The following is a 17,117-nucleotide window of genomic DNA, read 5'->3' on the forward strand; positions in this document are numbered from 1 at the left end:
CATGGAAAGAAAAGCCGGAAATATCGGGCATGATGCCGCGGCACTGGTGCTGGGGATCGAGACCTCGTGCGATGAGACGGCGTGCGCCGTGCTCGACGGCGCCGGGGTGGTGCGGGCCGAGCTGGTGGCGAGCCAGATCGCCGATCATGCGCCGTTCGGCGGCGTGGTGCCCGAGATTGCGGCGCGCGCGCATCTGGCGGCGCTGGGGCCGATGGTGGCATCCGTGCTGCGTACGGCCGGGGTGCGGGCGGCTGATGTGAGTGCGGTGGCCGCGACCGTGGGGCCGGGCTTGATCGGCGGGCTGATCATCGGCGGCGGTTTTGCCAAGGGCATGGCGCTCGCCACCGGGGCGGATTTCTATGCGATCAATCACCTCGAGGCGCATGCGCTGACCGCGCGGTTGCCGGGGCTTTCGGCGGTGCCGCCGGCGTTTCCTTATGTGTTGCTGCTGGTTTCGGGAGGGCATACCGCGTTGATCGCGGTGGAGGGGGTCGGGCGGTATCGCCAGCTTGGCACCACGCTCGATGACGCGGCGGGCGAGGCGTTCGATAAGGTGGCGAAGCTGCTGGGGCTCGCCTATCCGGGCGGACCGGCGCTGGAGTTGCTGGCGGCCGAAGGCGATGCGGCGCGGTTTGCGTTGCCGCGCCCGATGCTGGGGCGGTCAGGGTGTGATTTCTCGTTTTCTGGACTGAAGACGGCGGTGGCGCAGCTGGTCGCCGCACGGCCGGCGGGTGCGCTCGATCGTGAGGATGCGGCGGCGATCGCGGCTTCGTTTCAGGCCGCGGTGGTGGCGACCATGGCGGATCGGCTCGCGCATGCGCTGGCGATGATGCCATCGGCCAGCGGCGTGGTGGTGGCGGGCGGGGTTGCGGCCAATCAGGCGATTCGCACGGGATTGCGGGCGGTTGCCGCGCGCACCGGCCATGCGCTGTTCGCACCACCCTTGCGCCTGTGCACCGACAACGCGACGATGGTGGCCTGGGCCGCGATCGAGCGGGCGCGCGCCGGGCTGGGGCCGGATGCGCTGGCGACGCCGTGCCGGCCGCGCTGGCCGCTCGATATGACAGCGCAAAGTTTCATTGCAGGGAGGCGCGTTTCCGTGTCAGTCTGATCGGCAAGACAACGAGAGGTAGTCCCTGATGAACAACACGCCGGTGCAGGATCGACCCGATCAAACCCAGCGCACGAAGAAAATGCTCTCCAACGATCCGCCGCCGCTCGCCCCGATCCGCACCAGCCAGGACTGGCGTGAGGCGATCGTCGCCAAGCTGATCTATGGGGTCGGCAAGAACGTGGTGACGGCAAACGACCGGGATTGGTTCGTGGCACTCGCGCTGGCGCTGCGCGACCGGGTGGTGGAGCGCTGGATTGCCAGCACTAACAAAATCTACGAGCGCGGCCATAAGCGGGTGTATTACCTTTCGCTCGAGTTTCTGATCGGGCGGCTGATGTTCGACACGTTGACCAATCTCGGCATGGTCGATGTGACGCGCGCGGCACTCGCGGAACTCGGCGTCGATCTGGACCGGGTGCGGGACGCCGAGCCCGATGCGGCTCTCGGCAATGGCGGGTTGGGGCGCCTCGCGGCGTGTTTCATGGAGAGCATGGCGACGCTTGCGATCCCCGGCTACGGCTATGGTATTCGTTACAATAACGGATTGTTCAAGCAGGCGATCGATGATGGCCGCCAGCTGGAATTTCCGGAAGATTGGCTCGCGGTCGGCAACCCCTGGGAGTTCGAGCGGCCGGAAGTTGCGTATGACATCGGGTTCGGCGGGCATGTCGAAGCGGTGCGCGACGAGGAGGGCGAGGTTCGGCACGTCTGGCATCCGGGCGAGGTGGTGCGCGCGGTGGCGTATGATACGCCGGTGGTCGGCTGGCGCGGCCGGCATGTGAATTCGTTGCGCCTGTGGTCGGCTCGCGCGGTCGATCCGCTGCAACTCGAAACCTTCAACGCGGGCGATTATGTCGGCGCGCTGGCGCAGGATGTGCGCGCGCAGTCGATCTCGCGGGTGCTCTACCCATCGGATGCGACGGCGGCGGGGCAGGAATTGCGGCTGCGCCAGGAGTATTTTTTCGCGGCCGCCTCGTTGCAGGACATGCTGCGCCGGCACATCACGCAGTTCAAGGATCTGCGCCTCCTGCCTGACAAGGTTGCGATTCAGCTCAACGACACGCATCCCTCGATCGCGGTTGCCGAGTTGATGCGTCTGCTGGTCGATGAGCACGGGCTCGAATGGGCCGAGGCGTGGGAGATCACGAAAGGAACGTTTTCGTACACCAACCACACGCTGCTGCCCGAGGCGCTGGAGACCTGGCCGGTGCCGCTGATGGAGCGGATGCTGCCGCGTCAGATGCAGATTATCTATCTGATCAATGCCGATCACCTGGAACAGGTCCGCATGCTCGGCATGGGCAGCGATGATAAACTCGCGGGCCTGTCGCTGATCGATGAAACCCATGGCCGGCGGGTGCGGATGGGTACGCTCGCGTTCATCGGATCGCACCGGATCAACGGTGTTTCGGCGCTGCACACGGATTTGATGCGCGAGACGGTGTTTGCCGATCTGCACAAGATGTTTCCCGAGCGGATCACCAATGTCACCAACGGCATCACGTTCCGGCGCTGGCTGTACGAAGCCAATCCGGGCCTGACGCGATTGCTGGTCGAGGCGCTGGGCGAGCATGTGTGCGATGACCCGGCGGAACTTGTGGCGCTGCGCGATCTGGCTTCGGATGCCGGGTTTCGCAATCGTTTGATCGCGTGCCGGCGCAACCATAAAATTATACTTTCGAAATGGGTGCGCGACCGGATGCGGATCAAGCTCGATCCGGATGCGATGTTCGATATCCATGTCAAACGCATCCATGAATACAAGCGGCAATTGCTCAATATTCTGGAAACCATCGCGCTGTACGATGCGATCCGCGCGCGGCCTTCGGCCGGGTGGGTGCCGCGGGTCAAGATTTTCGCGGGCAAGGCGGCGGCGAGCTATCATCAGGCGAAACTCATCATCAAGCTGATCAACGACGTCGCCAAGGTGATCAACAGCGACCCCACGGTGCGGGGTCTGCTGAAGGTGGTGTTCATGCCGAATTTCAATGTCAGCCTGGCCGAAATGATCATTCCGGCGGCCGATCTTTCCGAGCAGATCTCGACCGCCGGCATGGAGGCATCGGGCACCGGCAACATGAAATTCGCCCTGAACGGTGCCTTGACGATCGGCACGCTCGATGGTGCCAATGTTGAAATCCGCGATCATGTCGGTGATGACAACATCTTTATCTTCGGCCTCACGGCCGCCGAGGTCGCCGATCGCAAACGTGACGGCTGGCGGCCGCATCATTCGATTTCGGCATCGCCCGCGCTGGCCGAGGTGATCGACGCCGTGTGGTCGGGGGTGTTCTCGCCCGATGATGCCAGCCGGTTTCACCCGCTGGTGCATGAATTGCGCGGCGATGACCGGTTTCTGGTGACCGCCGATTTCGAGTCCTACGCGCAGGCGCAGCGCCGGGTCGATCGGTTGTGGGGCGACCAGGAAGCGTGGTGGCGTGCATCGATCATGAATACCGCGGGCATGGCGTATTTTTCATCCGATCGCGCGATCGGTGATTACGCGCGCAACATCTGGCGCACGACCGGTCTGGAGACCACATGAGCAGGGCATAATCACAAACCCGACCGGTAAACCCGGCGGGTGCCACGGGAAGGAACATCGCCATGAACAATCGAGACAGCCTCAACAAACCGCTATCGCGCAATGCGATGGCGTATGTTCTGGCCGGGGGCCGGGGCTCGCGGCTTTACGATCTGACCGACAAGCGGGCGAAGCCGGCGGTGCATTTCGGGGGTAAATGGCGGATCATCGATTTCGCGCTGTCGAACGCGCTGAACTCGGGGATCCGCCATATCGGTGTTGCGACACAGTATAAAGCGCATAGTCTGATCCGACATTTACAGTTGGGTTGGACGTTCTTTCGGCGCGAACGCAATGAAAGCTTCGACATATTACCGGCAAGCCAGCGGGTTTCCGAGAACAGCTGGTATCTGGGTACTGCCGATGCCGTGTATCAGAATATCGAAATCATCGAGAGCATCGCGCCCGCGCATATCATTATTCTGGCCGGTGATCATATTTATAAAATGGACTACGAAGTTCTTCTGCAACAACACGTCGCCCAGCAGGCGGATGTGACGGTTGCCTGCGTCGAAGTGCCGTTGGCCGAGGCGAGCGGCTTTGGTGTGATGCACACCGATGCAAACGACCGGATCATCGATTTCCTCGAAAAACCGGCCGATCCGCCGCCGATGCCGGGGCGCACCGATGTCGCGCTCGCCAGCATGGGCATTTACGTGTTCGACACCAAATTCCTGTTCGACGAACTGCGGCGCGACGCGGCCAATCCGGATTCCGAACATGATTTCGGCAAGGACATCATCCCCGGGCTGGTGCGCAACGGGCGGGCCATGGCGCATCATTTCTCGCGCTCCTGCGTGCGTTCGAGCAAGGAGGCGGAGCCGTATTGGCGCGATGTCGGCACGGTCGATGCGTATTGGGAGGCCAATATCGACCTTACCGATTTCGTGCCCTCGCTCGACATCTATGATCAGAGCTGGCCGATCTGGACCTATACCGAAGGCACCCCGCCCGCCAAATTCATTCATGATGAAGATGGCAGGCGGGGCCTCGCGGTTTCATCGTTGGTGTGCGGCGGCTGCGTGGTCTCGGGGGCGGCGCTGCGGCGCAGCCTGTTGTTTACCGGTGTGCGGGTGAATTCGTTTTCGCAGGTCACGGCCGCGGTGGTGCTGCCGGATGTCGATGTCGGGCGGTACGCGCGCCTGACCAATGTGGTGATCGACCGCGGCGTGCGCATTCCTGAAGGCCTGGTGGTCGGCGAGAACGCAGCCGAGGACGCGCTGCGGTTTCGAAGGACCGACAAAGGCGTTTGCCTGATCACCCAGGCGATGATCGATCGGCTGGATACCCACTAGTGCTCAAGGTCCTGTCGGTCGGTTCGGAGATCTATCCGCTGGTGAAAACCGGCGGGCTGGCCGATGTGATGGGCGCGTTGCCGGGCGCATTGGCACCCGAGGGCGTCGCCATGCGGGCCCTGGTGCCGGGCTATCCGGCCGTGATGGCCGCGCTGGCAGGAGCTGAAACGGTGCTGTCGATCGCGGATTTATTCGGCGGGCCGGCGCTGGTGGTGGCGGGTGAGCCTGACGGATTGCCGATCTTCGCGCTCGATGCGCCGCATTTGTTCGCCCGGCCGGGCAACCCGTATCTCGCCTCCAACGGCGCCGACTGGCCGGACAACGCACAACGCTTTGCCGCACTCTGCCGCGCCGGCGTGCTGATTGCGCAAGGTGCCATCGCCGGCTTCGTGCCCGATGTGGTGCACGCGCACGACTGGCAGGCGGGATTGCTGCCCGCCTATCTGCACTACGCCGGCGGCGGCGGGCCGCCTTGCGTGATGACGGTGCATAATCTGGCCTATCAGGGGCAGTTTCCCGCCGATCTGCTCGGCGCGCTCGGGCTGCCGGCGTCGGCCTACGCGGTCGATGGTGTCGAATACTACGGCAGCATCGGGTTTCTGAAGGCGGGCCTGCAGTTTGCCGATGCGATCACCACCGTCTCGCCGCGCTACGCGGTCGAGATTGCAACACCCGAAGGCGGCATGGGTCTCGATGGGTTGATCCGCGCCCGGGCCGGCGTGATGCACGGCATTCTGAACGGGCTCGATACCATCGCCTGGAACCCGGCACGCGACCCCTTGCTGGTCGCACCCTTCGGACCCGGCGATCTGTCACCGCGCGCCACGAACAAATCCGCGCTGCAGGCACGCATGGGGCTGGATGCGCGGCCAGACGCGCTGCTGTTCGGCGTGGTCAGCCGGTTGGCCGGGCAGAAGGGGATCGACCTGATCATCGAGGCCTTGCCGCTGCTCACAGCACTCGGCGCGCAACTCGCGGTGCTGGGCAGCGGTGAGCCCGCGCTCGAGGCCGGGTTGCGCGCGGCCATGGCGCGCTGGCCAGGATCGGTCGCCGCGGTCATCGGCTTCGAGGAACGATTGTCGCACCTGATCCAGGGCGGCGCCGACGCCATCCTGGTGCCGTCACGCTTCGAACCATGCGGTCTGACCCAGCTCGCTGCGCAACACTACGGCGCCATCCCGGTGGTTTCACTCGTCGGCGGCCTGGTCGATACCGTGATCGACGCCAATCCCGCAGCACTCGGCGCCGGTGTGGCAACCGGCATCCAGTTCGGCCCCGTCACCACCAACGGCCTCGCCGACGGACTGCGGCGCACCGCGGCCCTGTTCGCCGATCAGCCCCGCTGGCAACAAATGCAAACCAACGCCATGACACTCGACGTCTCCTGGACCCACCCAGCCAAACACTACGCCACCCTGTACCACGCCCTGGTGCTCGAATAACGCCGGCTTGGGTGGGTGTGGCGGTGAGGAAGTAAGGCGGGGGGCTTTGCCCCCTCGACCCCCACTAAGGGCGGAGCCCTTAGAACCCGCTAGTTTTAGGTAAGGGGAGGGCGACCCAGGCCAGATCAGTTGAACCACCGAGGCAGCGCCCTCCCCTTACCTAAAACTAATGGATTTTAAAGGCTCCGCCTTTAACGGGGTCCAGGGGCAGAGCCCCTGGCCTTCCTTCCTCACCGGCGCCACCACCCAAGCCGGGCGTTATTCGGCAGGCATGGTGGTGATGCGGCGGGCGCGGCGTTTGCCGAAGCCGCCGAGGGCCAGGTAGATGACCGGCGTGGTGTAGAGGGTCAGGGCTTGGCAGACGATCAGGCCGCCGATGACGGCGATGCCGAGGGGGCGGCGGAGTTGTTCGCCGGTGCCGACGGCGAAGGCGAGGGGCAGGGCGCCGAGCATGGCGGCGATGGTGGTCATCATGATTGGGCGGAAGCGTTCGATGCAGGCGGCGCGGATGGCTTGTTGGGGTGTCATGCCGCCTTCGCGTTCGGCGTTGAGGGCGAAATCGACCAGCATGATGCCGTTTTTTTTCACGATGCCCATCAGCAGGAAGACGCCGATGACGCCGATGACCGAGAGGGGTGTGCCGGTGATCAGCAGGGCGAGCAGGGCGCCGACGCCGGCGGAGGGCAGGGTGGAGAGGATGGTAAGGGGCTGGGTCAGGCTTTCGTAGAGCACGCCGAGCACGATGTAGATGGCGACGAGTGCGGCGGCGATCAGCAGGGGTTCTTTTTCGATCGATGCGAGGAAGTATTTCGCGTTGCCGCCGAACTGGATTTTGACGGTATCGGGCAGCGGCATCGAGGCGATGGCGGCTTTGACCTGGGCGATTGCGGGGCCGAGCGAGGCGCCTTTGCCGACGTTGAAGCTGATGGTCCCGGCGGGTTCGCCATCGAGATGGGTGACGGAGAGCGGTGCGGTGGTGCGGCTGTAGGTTGCGACCTGATCGAGCGGGACGGGGCCTTTCGAGCCGTTGACGAAGAGGTGGCTGAGGTCGCTGGGTGCGCGGTCGAGCTTGGCTGGAACTTTCATGACGACTTCGTACTGGTTTTGCGCCTGATAGATGCGCGAGACCTGTTGTTGGGCGTAGGCGTTTTGCAGGACCCCGTCGATCGCGGCGATGGATACGCCGAGGCGGGACGCGGCGTTACGGTTGATGTCGATCATGATTTCGGTCTGGGCCTTGTCCTGATCGGTGCCGATATTGTTGATCGATTTGAGGGTGCGGAGTTTCGCTTCGATCTGGCGGGTCACGGCATCGAGTTCATCGAGCGAGGAGTCGACCACGGAGAAGCTGTATTCGCCGCCGTTTGATTGGCCGCCGAAAAATATGTCCTGGGCCACCTGCATGTTGGTGGTGATGCCGGGAATCCGGTCGAGTTTTTTCTGCAGGCGCAGGATGACGTTTTGTGCCGAGATCGAGCGGTCCGACAGGGGTTTCAGCCCGATGAACATGGTGCCGCGGTTTGCGGTGGAGAAGCCATTGGCGACGCCGATGCGTGAACTGACGGTTGCGACCGCGTTGTCCTGCCGCACGATTTTGACGACGCGGGCTTCGAGTCGTTGCATGCGGTTGAACGAGACATCGGTGGGGGCCAGGGTTTGCGCGATGATCAGGCCGCTGTCTTCCTCGGGGATGAAGGACTTCGGTACCTTGATGTAGAGAAAGATGGTGAGGACCAAAGTGAGCGCGAAGCTGATCAGCATCAGCCAGCGGTGGCGGAGCGCCCAGTCGAGGCTGCGTGCGTAGGCTTCCAGCGTGTTGTGGTATGCGCGGTCGATGCCGCGGGCGAGGCGGGAGTCGCGGCCGATGGTTGAGGTGCGGCCCATGAAATGCGCGCAGATCATCGGCGTGACGGTGAGCGAGATGACGCCGGAAATCACGATCGCGACCGAGAGGGTCATTGCGAATTCGTAGAACAGGCTGCCGATGATGCCGCCCATCAGGGTGAGCGGCAGGAACACGACGACGAGCGACACGGTGATCGAGAACACGGTGAAGCCGATCTGGCGCGCGCCGACCAGGGCGGCTTCGATGCCGGACCGCCCGCGTTCGTGCTGGGCGACGATGTTTTCGATCATGACGATCGCATCGTCGACCACGAAGCCGACGCAGATGGTCAGGGCGAGGAGCGAGAAATTATCGAGCGAGAATCCCATCGCCCACATGACGGCGACGGTGCCGGCGAGGGAGAGCGGCACGGTGACGCCGGCGGCGATGGTGGGTGTGAGGCGGCGCATGAACAGCGTGACGACGGCGAGCACCAGCACGATGGTGATCAGCAGGGTCAACTGGATATCGGCGACGCTGGCGCGGATGGTGGTGGTGCGATCGGTCAGGACGGTGAGTTTGACCGAGGGCGGCAGGAATTTGCGGACTTCGGGCAGCAGCGCCTTGATGCCTTCGACGGTCTTGATCACGTTGGCCTGGGCGGTCTTGGTGATTTCGATGGTGATGGCGGGGTGACCATCGGCCGAGGCGGCGAGCTGGGTGTTGGCCACGCTGTCGACCACCGAGGCGACATCCGACAGGCGCAGCATGGCGCCGGATTTCGATTTCAGGACGATGCGGCCATATTCGGCGGCGGTGTGCAACTGCCCGTTGGTCGCGATGATCGAGGCGGTGCGCTTGCCTTGCAGCACGCCGATCGGCTCGATTTCATTAGCACTTCGGACTGAATTATAGACATCCGTGCTGGTCAGCCCGGCCGCGGCGAGGGCCTGGGTGTTGAGGCGGATGCGCACGGCCGGCGAGCCGCCGCCGTAGAGGTTGACCTGGGCGACGCCGGGGATTTGCGCGAGGCGCTGATCGAGCGTGGTGTCGGCAATGTTGTAGATATTGCCGAGGCTCATGGTTTTCGATGACAGCGCGATGGTCATCACCGGGCGGGATGCCGGGTTGAACTCCTTGTAGAACGGCCGGCTGGGCATGGCCGAGGGCAGGTTGGGCAGGGCCGCGTTGATGGCGGCCTGCACGGCGTGGGCATCGGCGGTGATGCTGGTGCCGGTATCGAACAGCAGGATGACCGAGGCTGAACCGGTGGAGTTGATCGAGCGGACATCATCGATGCCGGGGATGGTGCCCAGCGTGTGTTCGAGCGGCGAGGCGATGGTGCTCGCCATGATGCTGGGCGAGGCGCCGGGTTCGGAGGCGAACACCACGATCGCGGGGATCGGGATGCTGGGGACGGCGGCGACCGGTAATTGGAAATAGGCCAGCGTGCCCGCGATCAGAATGCCCAAAGCGAGCAGGGCGGTGCCGATCGGCCGGCGGATGAACGGGTCGGAAAACCCCATCGCTATTCGGCCGGAACGGGCGTCGCGCTGCGGCTGCGGCGCGCGGTGGGGCGCAGCCGTTCCATCGCGAGGTAGACCACCGGCGTGGTGAACAGCGTGAGCAGCTGGCTGACCAGCAGGCCGCCGATGATGGCGATGCCGAGCGGTGCGCGCAGTTCGGAGCCGGCGCCGCCTTCGAGCACCAGCGGCACCGCGCCGAACAGGGCGGCCATCGTCGTCATCATGATCGGGCGGAAGCGCAGGATGGCGGCTTCCATGATCGCGGCTTCGGGGGTGAGGCCGCGGTCGCGTTCCGCCTCGATCGCGAAATCGACCATGATGATGCCGTTCTTTTTCACGATGCCCATCAGCAGCACGATACCAACCAGGGCGACCAGGGTGAATTCGGTGCCGGTGAGCATGAGGGCAAGCAGCGCGCCGATGCCGGCGGAGGGCAGGGTGGATAGAATTGTGACCGGGTGGATCACGGATTCATAGAGCACGCCGAGCACGATATAGATGACGACGAGGGCGGCGGCGATCAGCCAGGGTTCCTCGGAGAGGGCGGTCTGGAATTCGGCGGCGGCGCCGGAGAAGGTGCCGCTGATGGTCTGCGGCACACCGAGCGCCTGCTGGGCCTTGGCAATCGCGGTCTCGGCGCTGCCCAGCGAGGCGCCGTTGGCCAGGTTGAAACTCAGCGTCACCGAGGGGAACTGGTCTTCGCGGGTGATCGCGAGGGGGCCGAATTTCCGCTGGATGGTGGCGACCTGGAGCAGCGGCACCTGCGATGCGACGGCGGTGGTGCTCGCCGTGCTGGTGCTGGCGTTGCTCGAACCGCTGGTGGTGGTGCCGCTGGTCGCGCCGAGCGTGGTGGTGCTGTTGCCGCTGACCGACCCACCCGGGCCGAGGGCGGCGCTGCTGCTGCTGGTGGTCAGGCTGCCGGTCGGCAGGAATAGATTGGCGAGCGCCTGCGGCGAGGCGGCATAGCCGGGATCGACGCCGAGGATGACGCGGTACTGCGCGTTCTGGGTATAGATGGTCGAGATCTGGCGCTGGCCGAACGCGTCGTACAGCGTGGCTTCGATCGTCGCCATGCTGATGCCGAGGCGCGATGCCGCGGCGCGATTGACATCGACATAGGTCTCCAGCCCCTGGTTCTGCTGATCGCTCGCCAGATCGGCGATCTGGGGCAGTTGTTTCAGCGCGGCCTCGATTTTGGTGGTCCAGGTATCAAGCTCGGCCTGGTCGGTATCGGTCAGGGTGTATTGGTACTGGGTCGGTGAAATGCGCGAGGACAGCGTGATGTCCTGCACCGGCTGCATATAGATGCTGAACCCCGGAATGCCGGTGAGCGAGGCTTGCAACTGGCGCATGACGGTGCTGATGCCCGGCCGCGTGCCGAACGGTTTGAGGCTGATATTCAGCCGCCCGGTGTTCGGCGTCGGGTTGGTCAGGCCCGAGCCGAGCAGCGAGGTGACGCCGGCGACCGCCTTGTTGTGCAGGATGATGCCGATCGCCTTTGTCTGGAGCGTGTTCATCGCATCGAGCGAGACGCTCTGCCCGGCCTCGGTCACCGCGACGATGGCGCCGGTGTCTTCCTGCGGCAGCAGCGCCTTGGGGATCACCACGAACAGCAAGCCGGTGATCACCACGGTCGCGGCGAACACCAGCATCATGAAACGCTGGTGCGCGAGGCTCCAGTTCAGGCCGCGCTGGTAGGAATTGCGCACGCGCAGCAGCACCGCCTCGGCACCGCGGGCAATCCGTCCTGGCCGGGCATCGCTGCCGGGGCGCAGCAGGCGGGCGCTCATCATCGGTGTCAGGGTGAGCGAGATCACCGCCGAGATCACCACCGCGACCGCGAGTGTGACCGCGAATTCCGAGAACAGCCGGCCGATCACGCCGGGCATGAACAGCAGCGGGATGAACACCGCGACCAGCGAGATGGTGAGCGAAACGATGGTGAAGCCGATCTGGCGCGATCCGAGGTAGGCCGCGCGCATCGGTGGCTCGCCGGCCTCGATGAAGCGGACGATGTTCTCGATCATGACGATGGCATCGTCGACCACGAAACCCGATGCGACGGTGAGCGCCATCAGCGACAGATTATCGAGCTGATAGCCAAGCTCGCTCATCACCGCGAAGGTTGCAACGATCGAGAGCGGCAGCGCGATCGCGGGGATCAGCACCGCGCGCGGGTTGGGCAGGAACAGAAAGATCACCAGCACCACCAGCAGGGCCGAGGTGAGCAGGGTGATCTGCACGTCGTTGACCGAGGCCTTGATGGTGCCGGTGCGGTTCGCGACGATTTGCAGCTTGATGCCGGGCGGCAGATCCTTGCCCAGATCGCTCAGCGCGGATTGCACGTTCTGCACCGTGCTGACGATATTGGCGCCGGGCTGGCGCTCGATATCGATCACCACCGCCGGCGTGTTGTTGTAGCTCGCGATCTGCTGGTTGTTTTCCAGCCCCTCGGTCACCGAACCGACCGCCGAAAGCCGCACCGGCGCCTTGTTCTGATAGGCGATGATGACGTTACGATATTGCGCGGGGTCGGTGATCTGGTCGTTGGCACCGAGCGTGTAGGATTGGTCGGTGCCGTTGAACGCGCCTTTGGCGCCGCTCTGGTTGGCGTTGGCGATCGCGTTGCGGACGTCTTCGAGCGATATGCCATAGGCCGCGAGGCGCGCGGGATTGACGTTGATGCGGATCGCCTTGGTCATGCCGCCTTCGACCGAGACATTGCCGACGCCGCTGATCTCGGACAGTTTCGGCACGATCTGCGTCTGGGCGGCGTTGGCGATGGTGTAGATCGGCACGGTTTTCGAGGTGAGCGCCAAAGTGATGATCGGCGCATCGGCCGGGTTCACCTCGGTATAGGTCGGCGGATACTGCAAATTGGGCGGCAGCGTGCCGGAGGCGGCGTTGATCGCGGCCTGCACGTTCTGCGCGGCGGTATCGAGCGAAACCGAAAGGTCGAACCGCAGGGTGATCGCGCTGGTGCCCTGGCTCGAGATCGAACTCATCGAGGCGAGACCGGCGATTTCGCCGAACTGGCGTTCGAGCGGGGCGGTCAGCAGTTTCGATGCGGTATCGGGCGAGGCGCCGGGCAGTTTGGTGACCACCTGGATGGTCGGGAAATCGACCTGCGGCAGCGAGGAGACCGGCAGGGCATTGTAGCCGAGCACACCGAGCAGAAAAATCGCGATCGCCAGCAGCGTGGTCGCGACCGGCCGGCCGATGAACGGGGCCGAGATGTTCACGCGGCGCCGGCCTTGGGGGCTGCGACGATCTTGATTTTGGCACCATCCTTCAGGCGCGAATTGCCTTCGGTGACGACCTGATCGCCGGCTGCCAGACCCTTGGCGACCACGACGAGTTGTTCGGTTTCGTAGCCGATGGTGATCGGCTGATCGACCACGGTGGCGTCTTTATGCCCGGCCGCGGCGGGCTTGACCAGGAACACGAAACTGCCGCTCGGCCCCTGCTGCACCGCGACCGGCGGCACCGTGACCGCGTTGGGAATGTTGCGCACCAGCGTGCGCACGTTCACGTAGGACCCCGGCCAGAGCGCGAGCTTGGGGTTGGGGAATTTGCCCTTCAGGGTGAGTGTGCCGGTGTTGGCGTTCACCGTATTGTCGAGCACCGACAACGTGCCGTGGTCGAGCACGGTCGCGGTTTGCGGATCGCCCTCGGCAGTCGCGACCAGCGGTACTGCCGCGCCGCCCTGCATTGCTGTGGTGATCTGCGGCAGATCCTGCTGCGGCAGGCTGAACTGCACCGACACCGGTTGCAGCGTGTTGATCACGACGATGCCGTTGGTGAGGTTGGGATTGACGATATTGCCTGCGTTCACCTGCAGAATGCCGGTCAGACCGGAAATCGGCGCCTTGATTTTCGTATAGCCCAGGTTGATCAGGTCGGTCTCGATCGCGGCCTGATCCTGCTTGACCAGGGCGCGGTCTTCGGCGGCGGTGGCGCTGGCGGTCGCGGCCTGTTGTTTCGAGGTGTAGTTCTGCGCCACCAGCGAGGCGTATTGCCGCGCCTGCAATTCGGCGTTGAGCAGGCTTGCCTTGTCCTGCGCCAGTTTTGCCTTCGCCTGATCGAGGGTTGCCTGATACGGGGCCGGGTCGATCTCGGCGATCTCCTGGCCCTGCTGGACGAACTGGCCTTCGTGGAACAGCACTTTTTTCAGCGGCCCGGTGATCATCGGCTGCACCGTCACGGTGCGGTACGGCACGACGGTGCCCAGCGCATCCAGATACACCGGCACGGTCTGCACGACCGATTTTGCGACCTCGACGGGGATGGCGGTCGAGGCGACATGCTTCTTTTTGGTGCCACCGCCTTCCAGCCGGATCACCACCACGGCGACCAGCACCAGCACCACCACGACGGCAATTATCGTTCCGCGCCGCTTCGCCATGATCATCGAACCTCGTTTTTCGGAATAACCCAGCCGCCGCCCATCGCCTTGTACAAATTCACCGCCGCATCGAGCCGCGTCAGCCGCGCCTGTTCGAGCGTGTTCTGATCCGACAGCAGGGTTTCCTCGGCGTTCAGTACGGTGCTGACATCGACCACGCCGGCCTGCAACTGCGCGCGCGCGCCATCGAGGGCGGATTGCGCGCGCTGCACCGCAATGCGTTGCAGATGCTCCTGGTCGGTCGCGTAGTGCAGCGCGGTCATCGCGGTTTCGACATCGGTGAACGCCTGCACCACCGCCTGCTCGTATTTCGCGACATCCTCGCGATAGGTCGCGCGATCGACGCCGAGGGTGCCGGTGAGTGCGCCGCCCTCAAAGATCGGCTGGCTCAGCGATGTCGCGGCCGAGAGCAGCACCGAGCCCGGATTGATCAGCGTGTTCAGCGCCGTGCTCTGCCACCCGGCCGAACCGGTCAGGCTGATCGCGGGAAAGAACGCGGCAATCGCGCCGCGCACCGTGGCGTTGGCGCCGATCAGCGTCGCTTCGGCCGCCGCGACATCGGGCCGGCGGGCCAGCAGCGCCGAGGGCACGCCGGGGCGGAGCGGCGGGATTGTGATATCGTTCAGCGAACCGCCGTGCACGCGCAAAAACTCCGGTGCCTGACCGGTCAGAATCCCCAGCCCCAGAGCCTGCTGGCGCAGTTCCGAGACCAGATTGGGGATCGTCGCGCGCTCCGAGGCCACCAGCGCCGCCTGCTGTGCGACGGTCGGCTGATCGACCACGCCGGCATGGAATTCAGCGTTCAACTGATTGAGCAGGCCCTGCGCGGCGTCGAGATTGTGGTGCGCGATCGCCAGCTCGTCCTGATAGGCGAGCACCTGGAAATAGGTGGTCGCGACCGCGGCTTCCTCGGTCAGCGCCACCGTGGCGGCATTGAACTGGGCGGCGGCGGCGTTCGCCTGGGCGGCGCGCAGCGCATCGTAATTCTTGCCCCAGAAATCGAGCTGATACGACGCCTGGAAATTCGCCGAATAATTATGGGTGGTCGAATTCTTGTTCGAGCCGAGGCCGCCGAATTGCGAAAACGACGAGCGCGACGATGCCCCGGCCGCACCGGAGCCGGCCTGCTGGAAATTGCCGCTGCCGGCACCGGTGATGGTCGGCAGCAATGATGATCCGGACACTTCGATCTGCGCGTTGGCCGCTTCGAGCTGATCGATCGCCTCGACCACTGAAAAATTGTGCAGTTTCGCGGCGGCGACCAACGTATCGAGTTCCGACGAGCCGAAATTGCGCCACCAGCCGGGTTTCGGCCAGGCGGGCTGGGCTGTGGTCGGCGAGACGAATGCGGTCGGCACCGGGGTTTTCGGCGCGTGGAACGCGGGGCCGACCACGCAGCCCGCGAGCAGCAGCGGGGCGGCGAGCACAGCGAGCCTGTCAGGGCGCCGGATCATGGAGGTCATCAGTCGCGGCTTCCGGCGGTCAGGGCGTGAGCGGGGCGGTTCAGCATCGGTGCCGGCTCATATCGACCAATTGTAACAGCCGCATTGCGCCGAGTCCGCGAACGACGGTTCACGGATGCCATACCAGCTCGGCTGGGGCCGGGGTGTTGGGGTCGTAGATTATCCAGGTGCCGTTCATCAGCGAGCGACCGGTCAGGGCCAGAATGAACGCCCAATGGCTGACCACGATGGTCTCACGCCAATCGGGCCGTGCCGCCATCTGCGCCCGGAATTGCGCCGCGCGTTCGATCACCGAGGCCTCCGGCTCGAACCCGTCGGGCCACCAGGGGTCGGGCAGATGCGCGAAATCGTGATCGGGAAACCGCGCGCCGAGCGCATCCGGGCTGGTGCCGATGTCGCAGCTGAAGGCGTAGCGCTCGCGAATCAGCGGATCGATCTCGATCGTCAGGGGCCGGCTCGCGATGATCGGTGCGGCGGTTTGCAGCGTGCGGGTATAGGGCGAGACGATCATGCGGGTCAGTGTTGTCTCGGCGAGCGCCGCGGCGGCGGCTTCTGCCTGGGCTTGGCCGGCCGGGGTCAGGTGCGGGTCCTCGATTCCGGGATCGCGCCGGGTTGCGCTGAAATGCAGGTTGAATTCGCTTTGGCCATGGCGGAGCAGGATCATGCACGATCGATACATGGCCGCGCGCGCCGCGGCAAACGGCCTGACGGTTGCGGCATCGCGCCGCACGGCCTATCACCACCACCCGGGTTGCGTCCCGAATAAGGTGCTTATCAGCCATGTATGACGGATTTCCGATCGACCTCGTTCTGCTCGCCCTGGTGGCGGGCTTCCTGGTGCTGCGCCTGCGCAGCGTGCTGGGCAAACGGACCGGCTATGAACGCCCGCCGCTGCCCGACCAGCAGGCCGTCGGCCTGCGCGGACCGGCGGCACCGGTGATCGATGGGTTTGCCGAGGCCGCGCGCGCCAAGCCGGGCCGGCCGATCCCCTCGCCGCACACCAATGTCGGCCAGGTGCTCGGGCGCATCGCGCAATCGGATCGCGGGTTCGATCCGGTCAAATTCGTCGATTCGGCCGAAGCTTCGTTCCGCCGCATCGTCACCGCGTTCGCCGCCGGTGATCTGACCACGCTGCGCAGCCTGCTGACGCCCACGGTATATGCCACGTTCGAACACGCCATCACGCAGCGCGCCGAGGCGGGGGAAACCCAGCAGACCGAAATCAAGCAGATCGTCGAGGCGAGCATCGACGAGGCCGAAATGCTCGGTGATCATGCGGTCATCGTGGTGCGGTTCGTCTCCGATCAGGAAAACTTCACCCGCGACCGCGCCGGGCAGGTGATCGCCGGGACCGAGGCGGTGACCGAGATCGTCGATCTGTGGAGTTTCGAGCGGAGCGTGAACGGCTCCGACCCGGTCTGGCGGCTGGCCGCGGCGCGCAGCGGCTGAACCATGCCGAGACC

Annotated in this window: 10 protein-coding genes; 5 read left to right on the forward strand and 5 right to left on the reverse strand. The window is 64.8% G+C overall.

What is annotated here, in order from left to right; translation table 11 throughout:
- Nucleotide 1: 1 nt before the first annotated feature.
- The 4 genes from tsaD to glgA all read left to right on the forward strand — a co-directional run bounded on the left by tsaD (nt 2) and on the right by glgA (nt 6,435).
- Entirely contained in the window at nt 2-1,111 is a 1,110-nt protein-coding gene (tsaD, locus tag BW994_RS05420; RefSeq protein ID WP_076454399.1) for a tRNA (adenosine(37)-N6)-threonylcarbamoyltransferase complex transferase subunit TsaD, read from the forward strand.
- A gap of 28 nt (nt 1,112-1,139) precedes the next feature.
- A complete protein-coding gene (locus tag BW994_RS05425) occupies nt 1,140-3,659 on the forward strand; it encodes a glycogen/starch/alpha-glucan phosphorylase (RefSeq protein WP_081849024.1) in 2,520 nt (839 codons plus the stop codon).
- 62 nt (nt 3,660-3,721) lie between these two features.
- On the forward strand, nt 3,722-4,993 hold the full coding sequence (gene glgC, locus BW994_RS05430; RefSeq protein WP_029311140.1) for a glucose-1-phosphate adenylyltransferase: 1,272 nt from the start codon (nt 3,722-3,724) through the stop codon (nt 4,991-4,993).
- A complete protein-coding gene (gene glgA, locus BW994_RS05435; protein ID WP_029311141.1) occupies nt 4,993-6,435 on the forward strand; it encodes a glycogen synthase GlgA in 1,443 nt (480 codons plus the stop codon). The genes glgC and glgA overlap by 1 nt, the downstream gene beginning before the upstream one ends.
- 258 nt (nt 6,436-6,693) lie before the next feature.
- Here glgA and BW994_RS05440 read toward each other — a convergent pair whose 3' ends face one another.
- The 5 genes from BW994_RS05440 to BW994_RS05460 form a co-directional block, all read right to left on the reverse strand.
- Nucleotides 6,694-9,786 carry an efflux RND transporter permease subunit gene (locus tag BW994_RS05440; protein WP_029311142.1) on the reverse strand — a complete coding sequence of 1,031 codons (3,093 nt, stop codon included), beginning with the start codon at nt 9,784-9,786 and terminating at the stop codon, nt 6,694-6,696.
- Nucleotides 9,787-9,788: 2 nt separating this feature from the next.
- The gene (locus BW994_RS05445) at nt 9,789-13,028 is read right to left on the reverse strand and encodes an efflux RND transporter permease subunit (RefSeq protein WP_029311143.1); all 3,240 of its coding nucleotides are present in this window, start codon (nt 13,026-13,028) and stop codon (nt 9,789-9,791) included.
- Nucleotides 13,025-14,197 (reverse strand): efflux RND transporter periplasmic adaptor subunit, encoded by a 1,173-nt coding sequence (locus BW994_RS05450; RefSeq protein WP_245594070.1) that lies wholly within the window; start codon nt 14,195-14,197, stop codon nt 13,025-13,027. The genes BW994_RS05445 and BW994_RS05450 overlap by 4 nt, the downstream gene beginning before the upstream one ends.
- Nucleotides 14,194-15,654, reverse strand: coding sequence for an efflux transporter outer membrane subunit (locus BW994_RS05455; protein WP_051657221.1), 1,461 nt, complete (start codon nt 15,652-15,654; stop codon nt 14,194-14,196). The genes BW994_RS05450 and BW994_RS05455 overlap by 4 nt, the downstream gene beginning before the upstream one ends.
- Before the next feature lie 109 nt (nt 15,655-15,763).
- Complete coding sequence (locus BW994_RS05460) at nt 15,764-16,318, reverse strand: histidine phosphatase family protein (RefSeq protein WP_076454406.1); 555 nt, start codon at nt 16,316-16,318, stop codon at nt 15,764-15,766.
- 116 nt (nt 16,319-16,434) lie between these two features.
- On the opposite strand from BW994_RS05460, the gene BW994_RS05465 reads away from it, so the two are divergent.
- Nucleotides 16,435-17,103 carry a Tim44/TimA family putative adaptor protein gene (locus tag BW994_RS05465; RefSeq protein WP_029311147.1) on the forward strand — a complete coding sequence of 223 codons (669 nt, stop codon included), beginning with the start codon at nt 16,435-16,437 and terminating at the stop codon, nt 17,101-17,103.
- Nucleotides 17,104-17,117: the final 14 nt, after the last annotated feature.

The organism is Acidiphilium rubrum (assembly GCF_900156265.1).
Classification (GTDB): Bacteria; Pseudomonadota; Alphaproteobacteria; order Acetobacterales; family Acetobacteraceae; genus Acidiphilium; species Acidiphilium rubrum.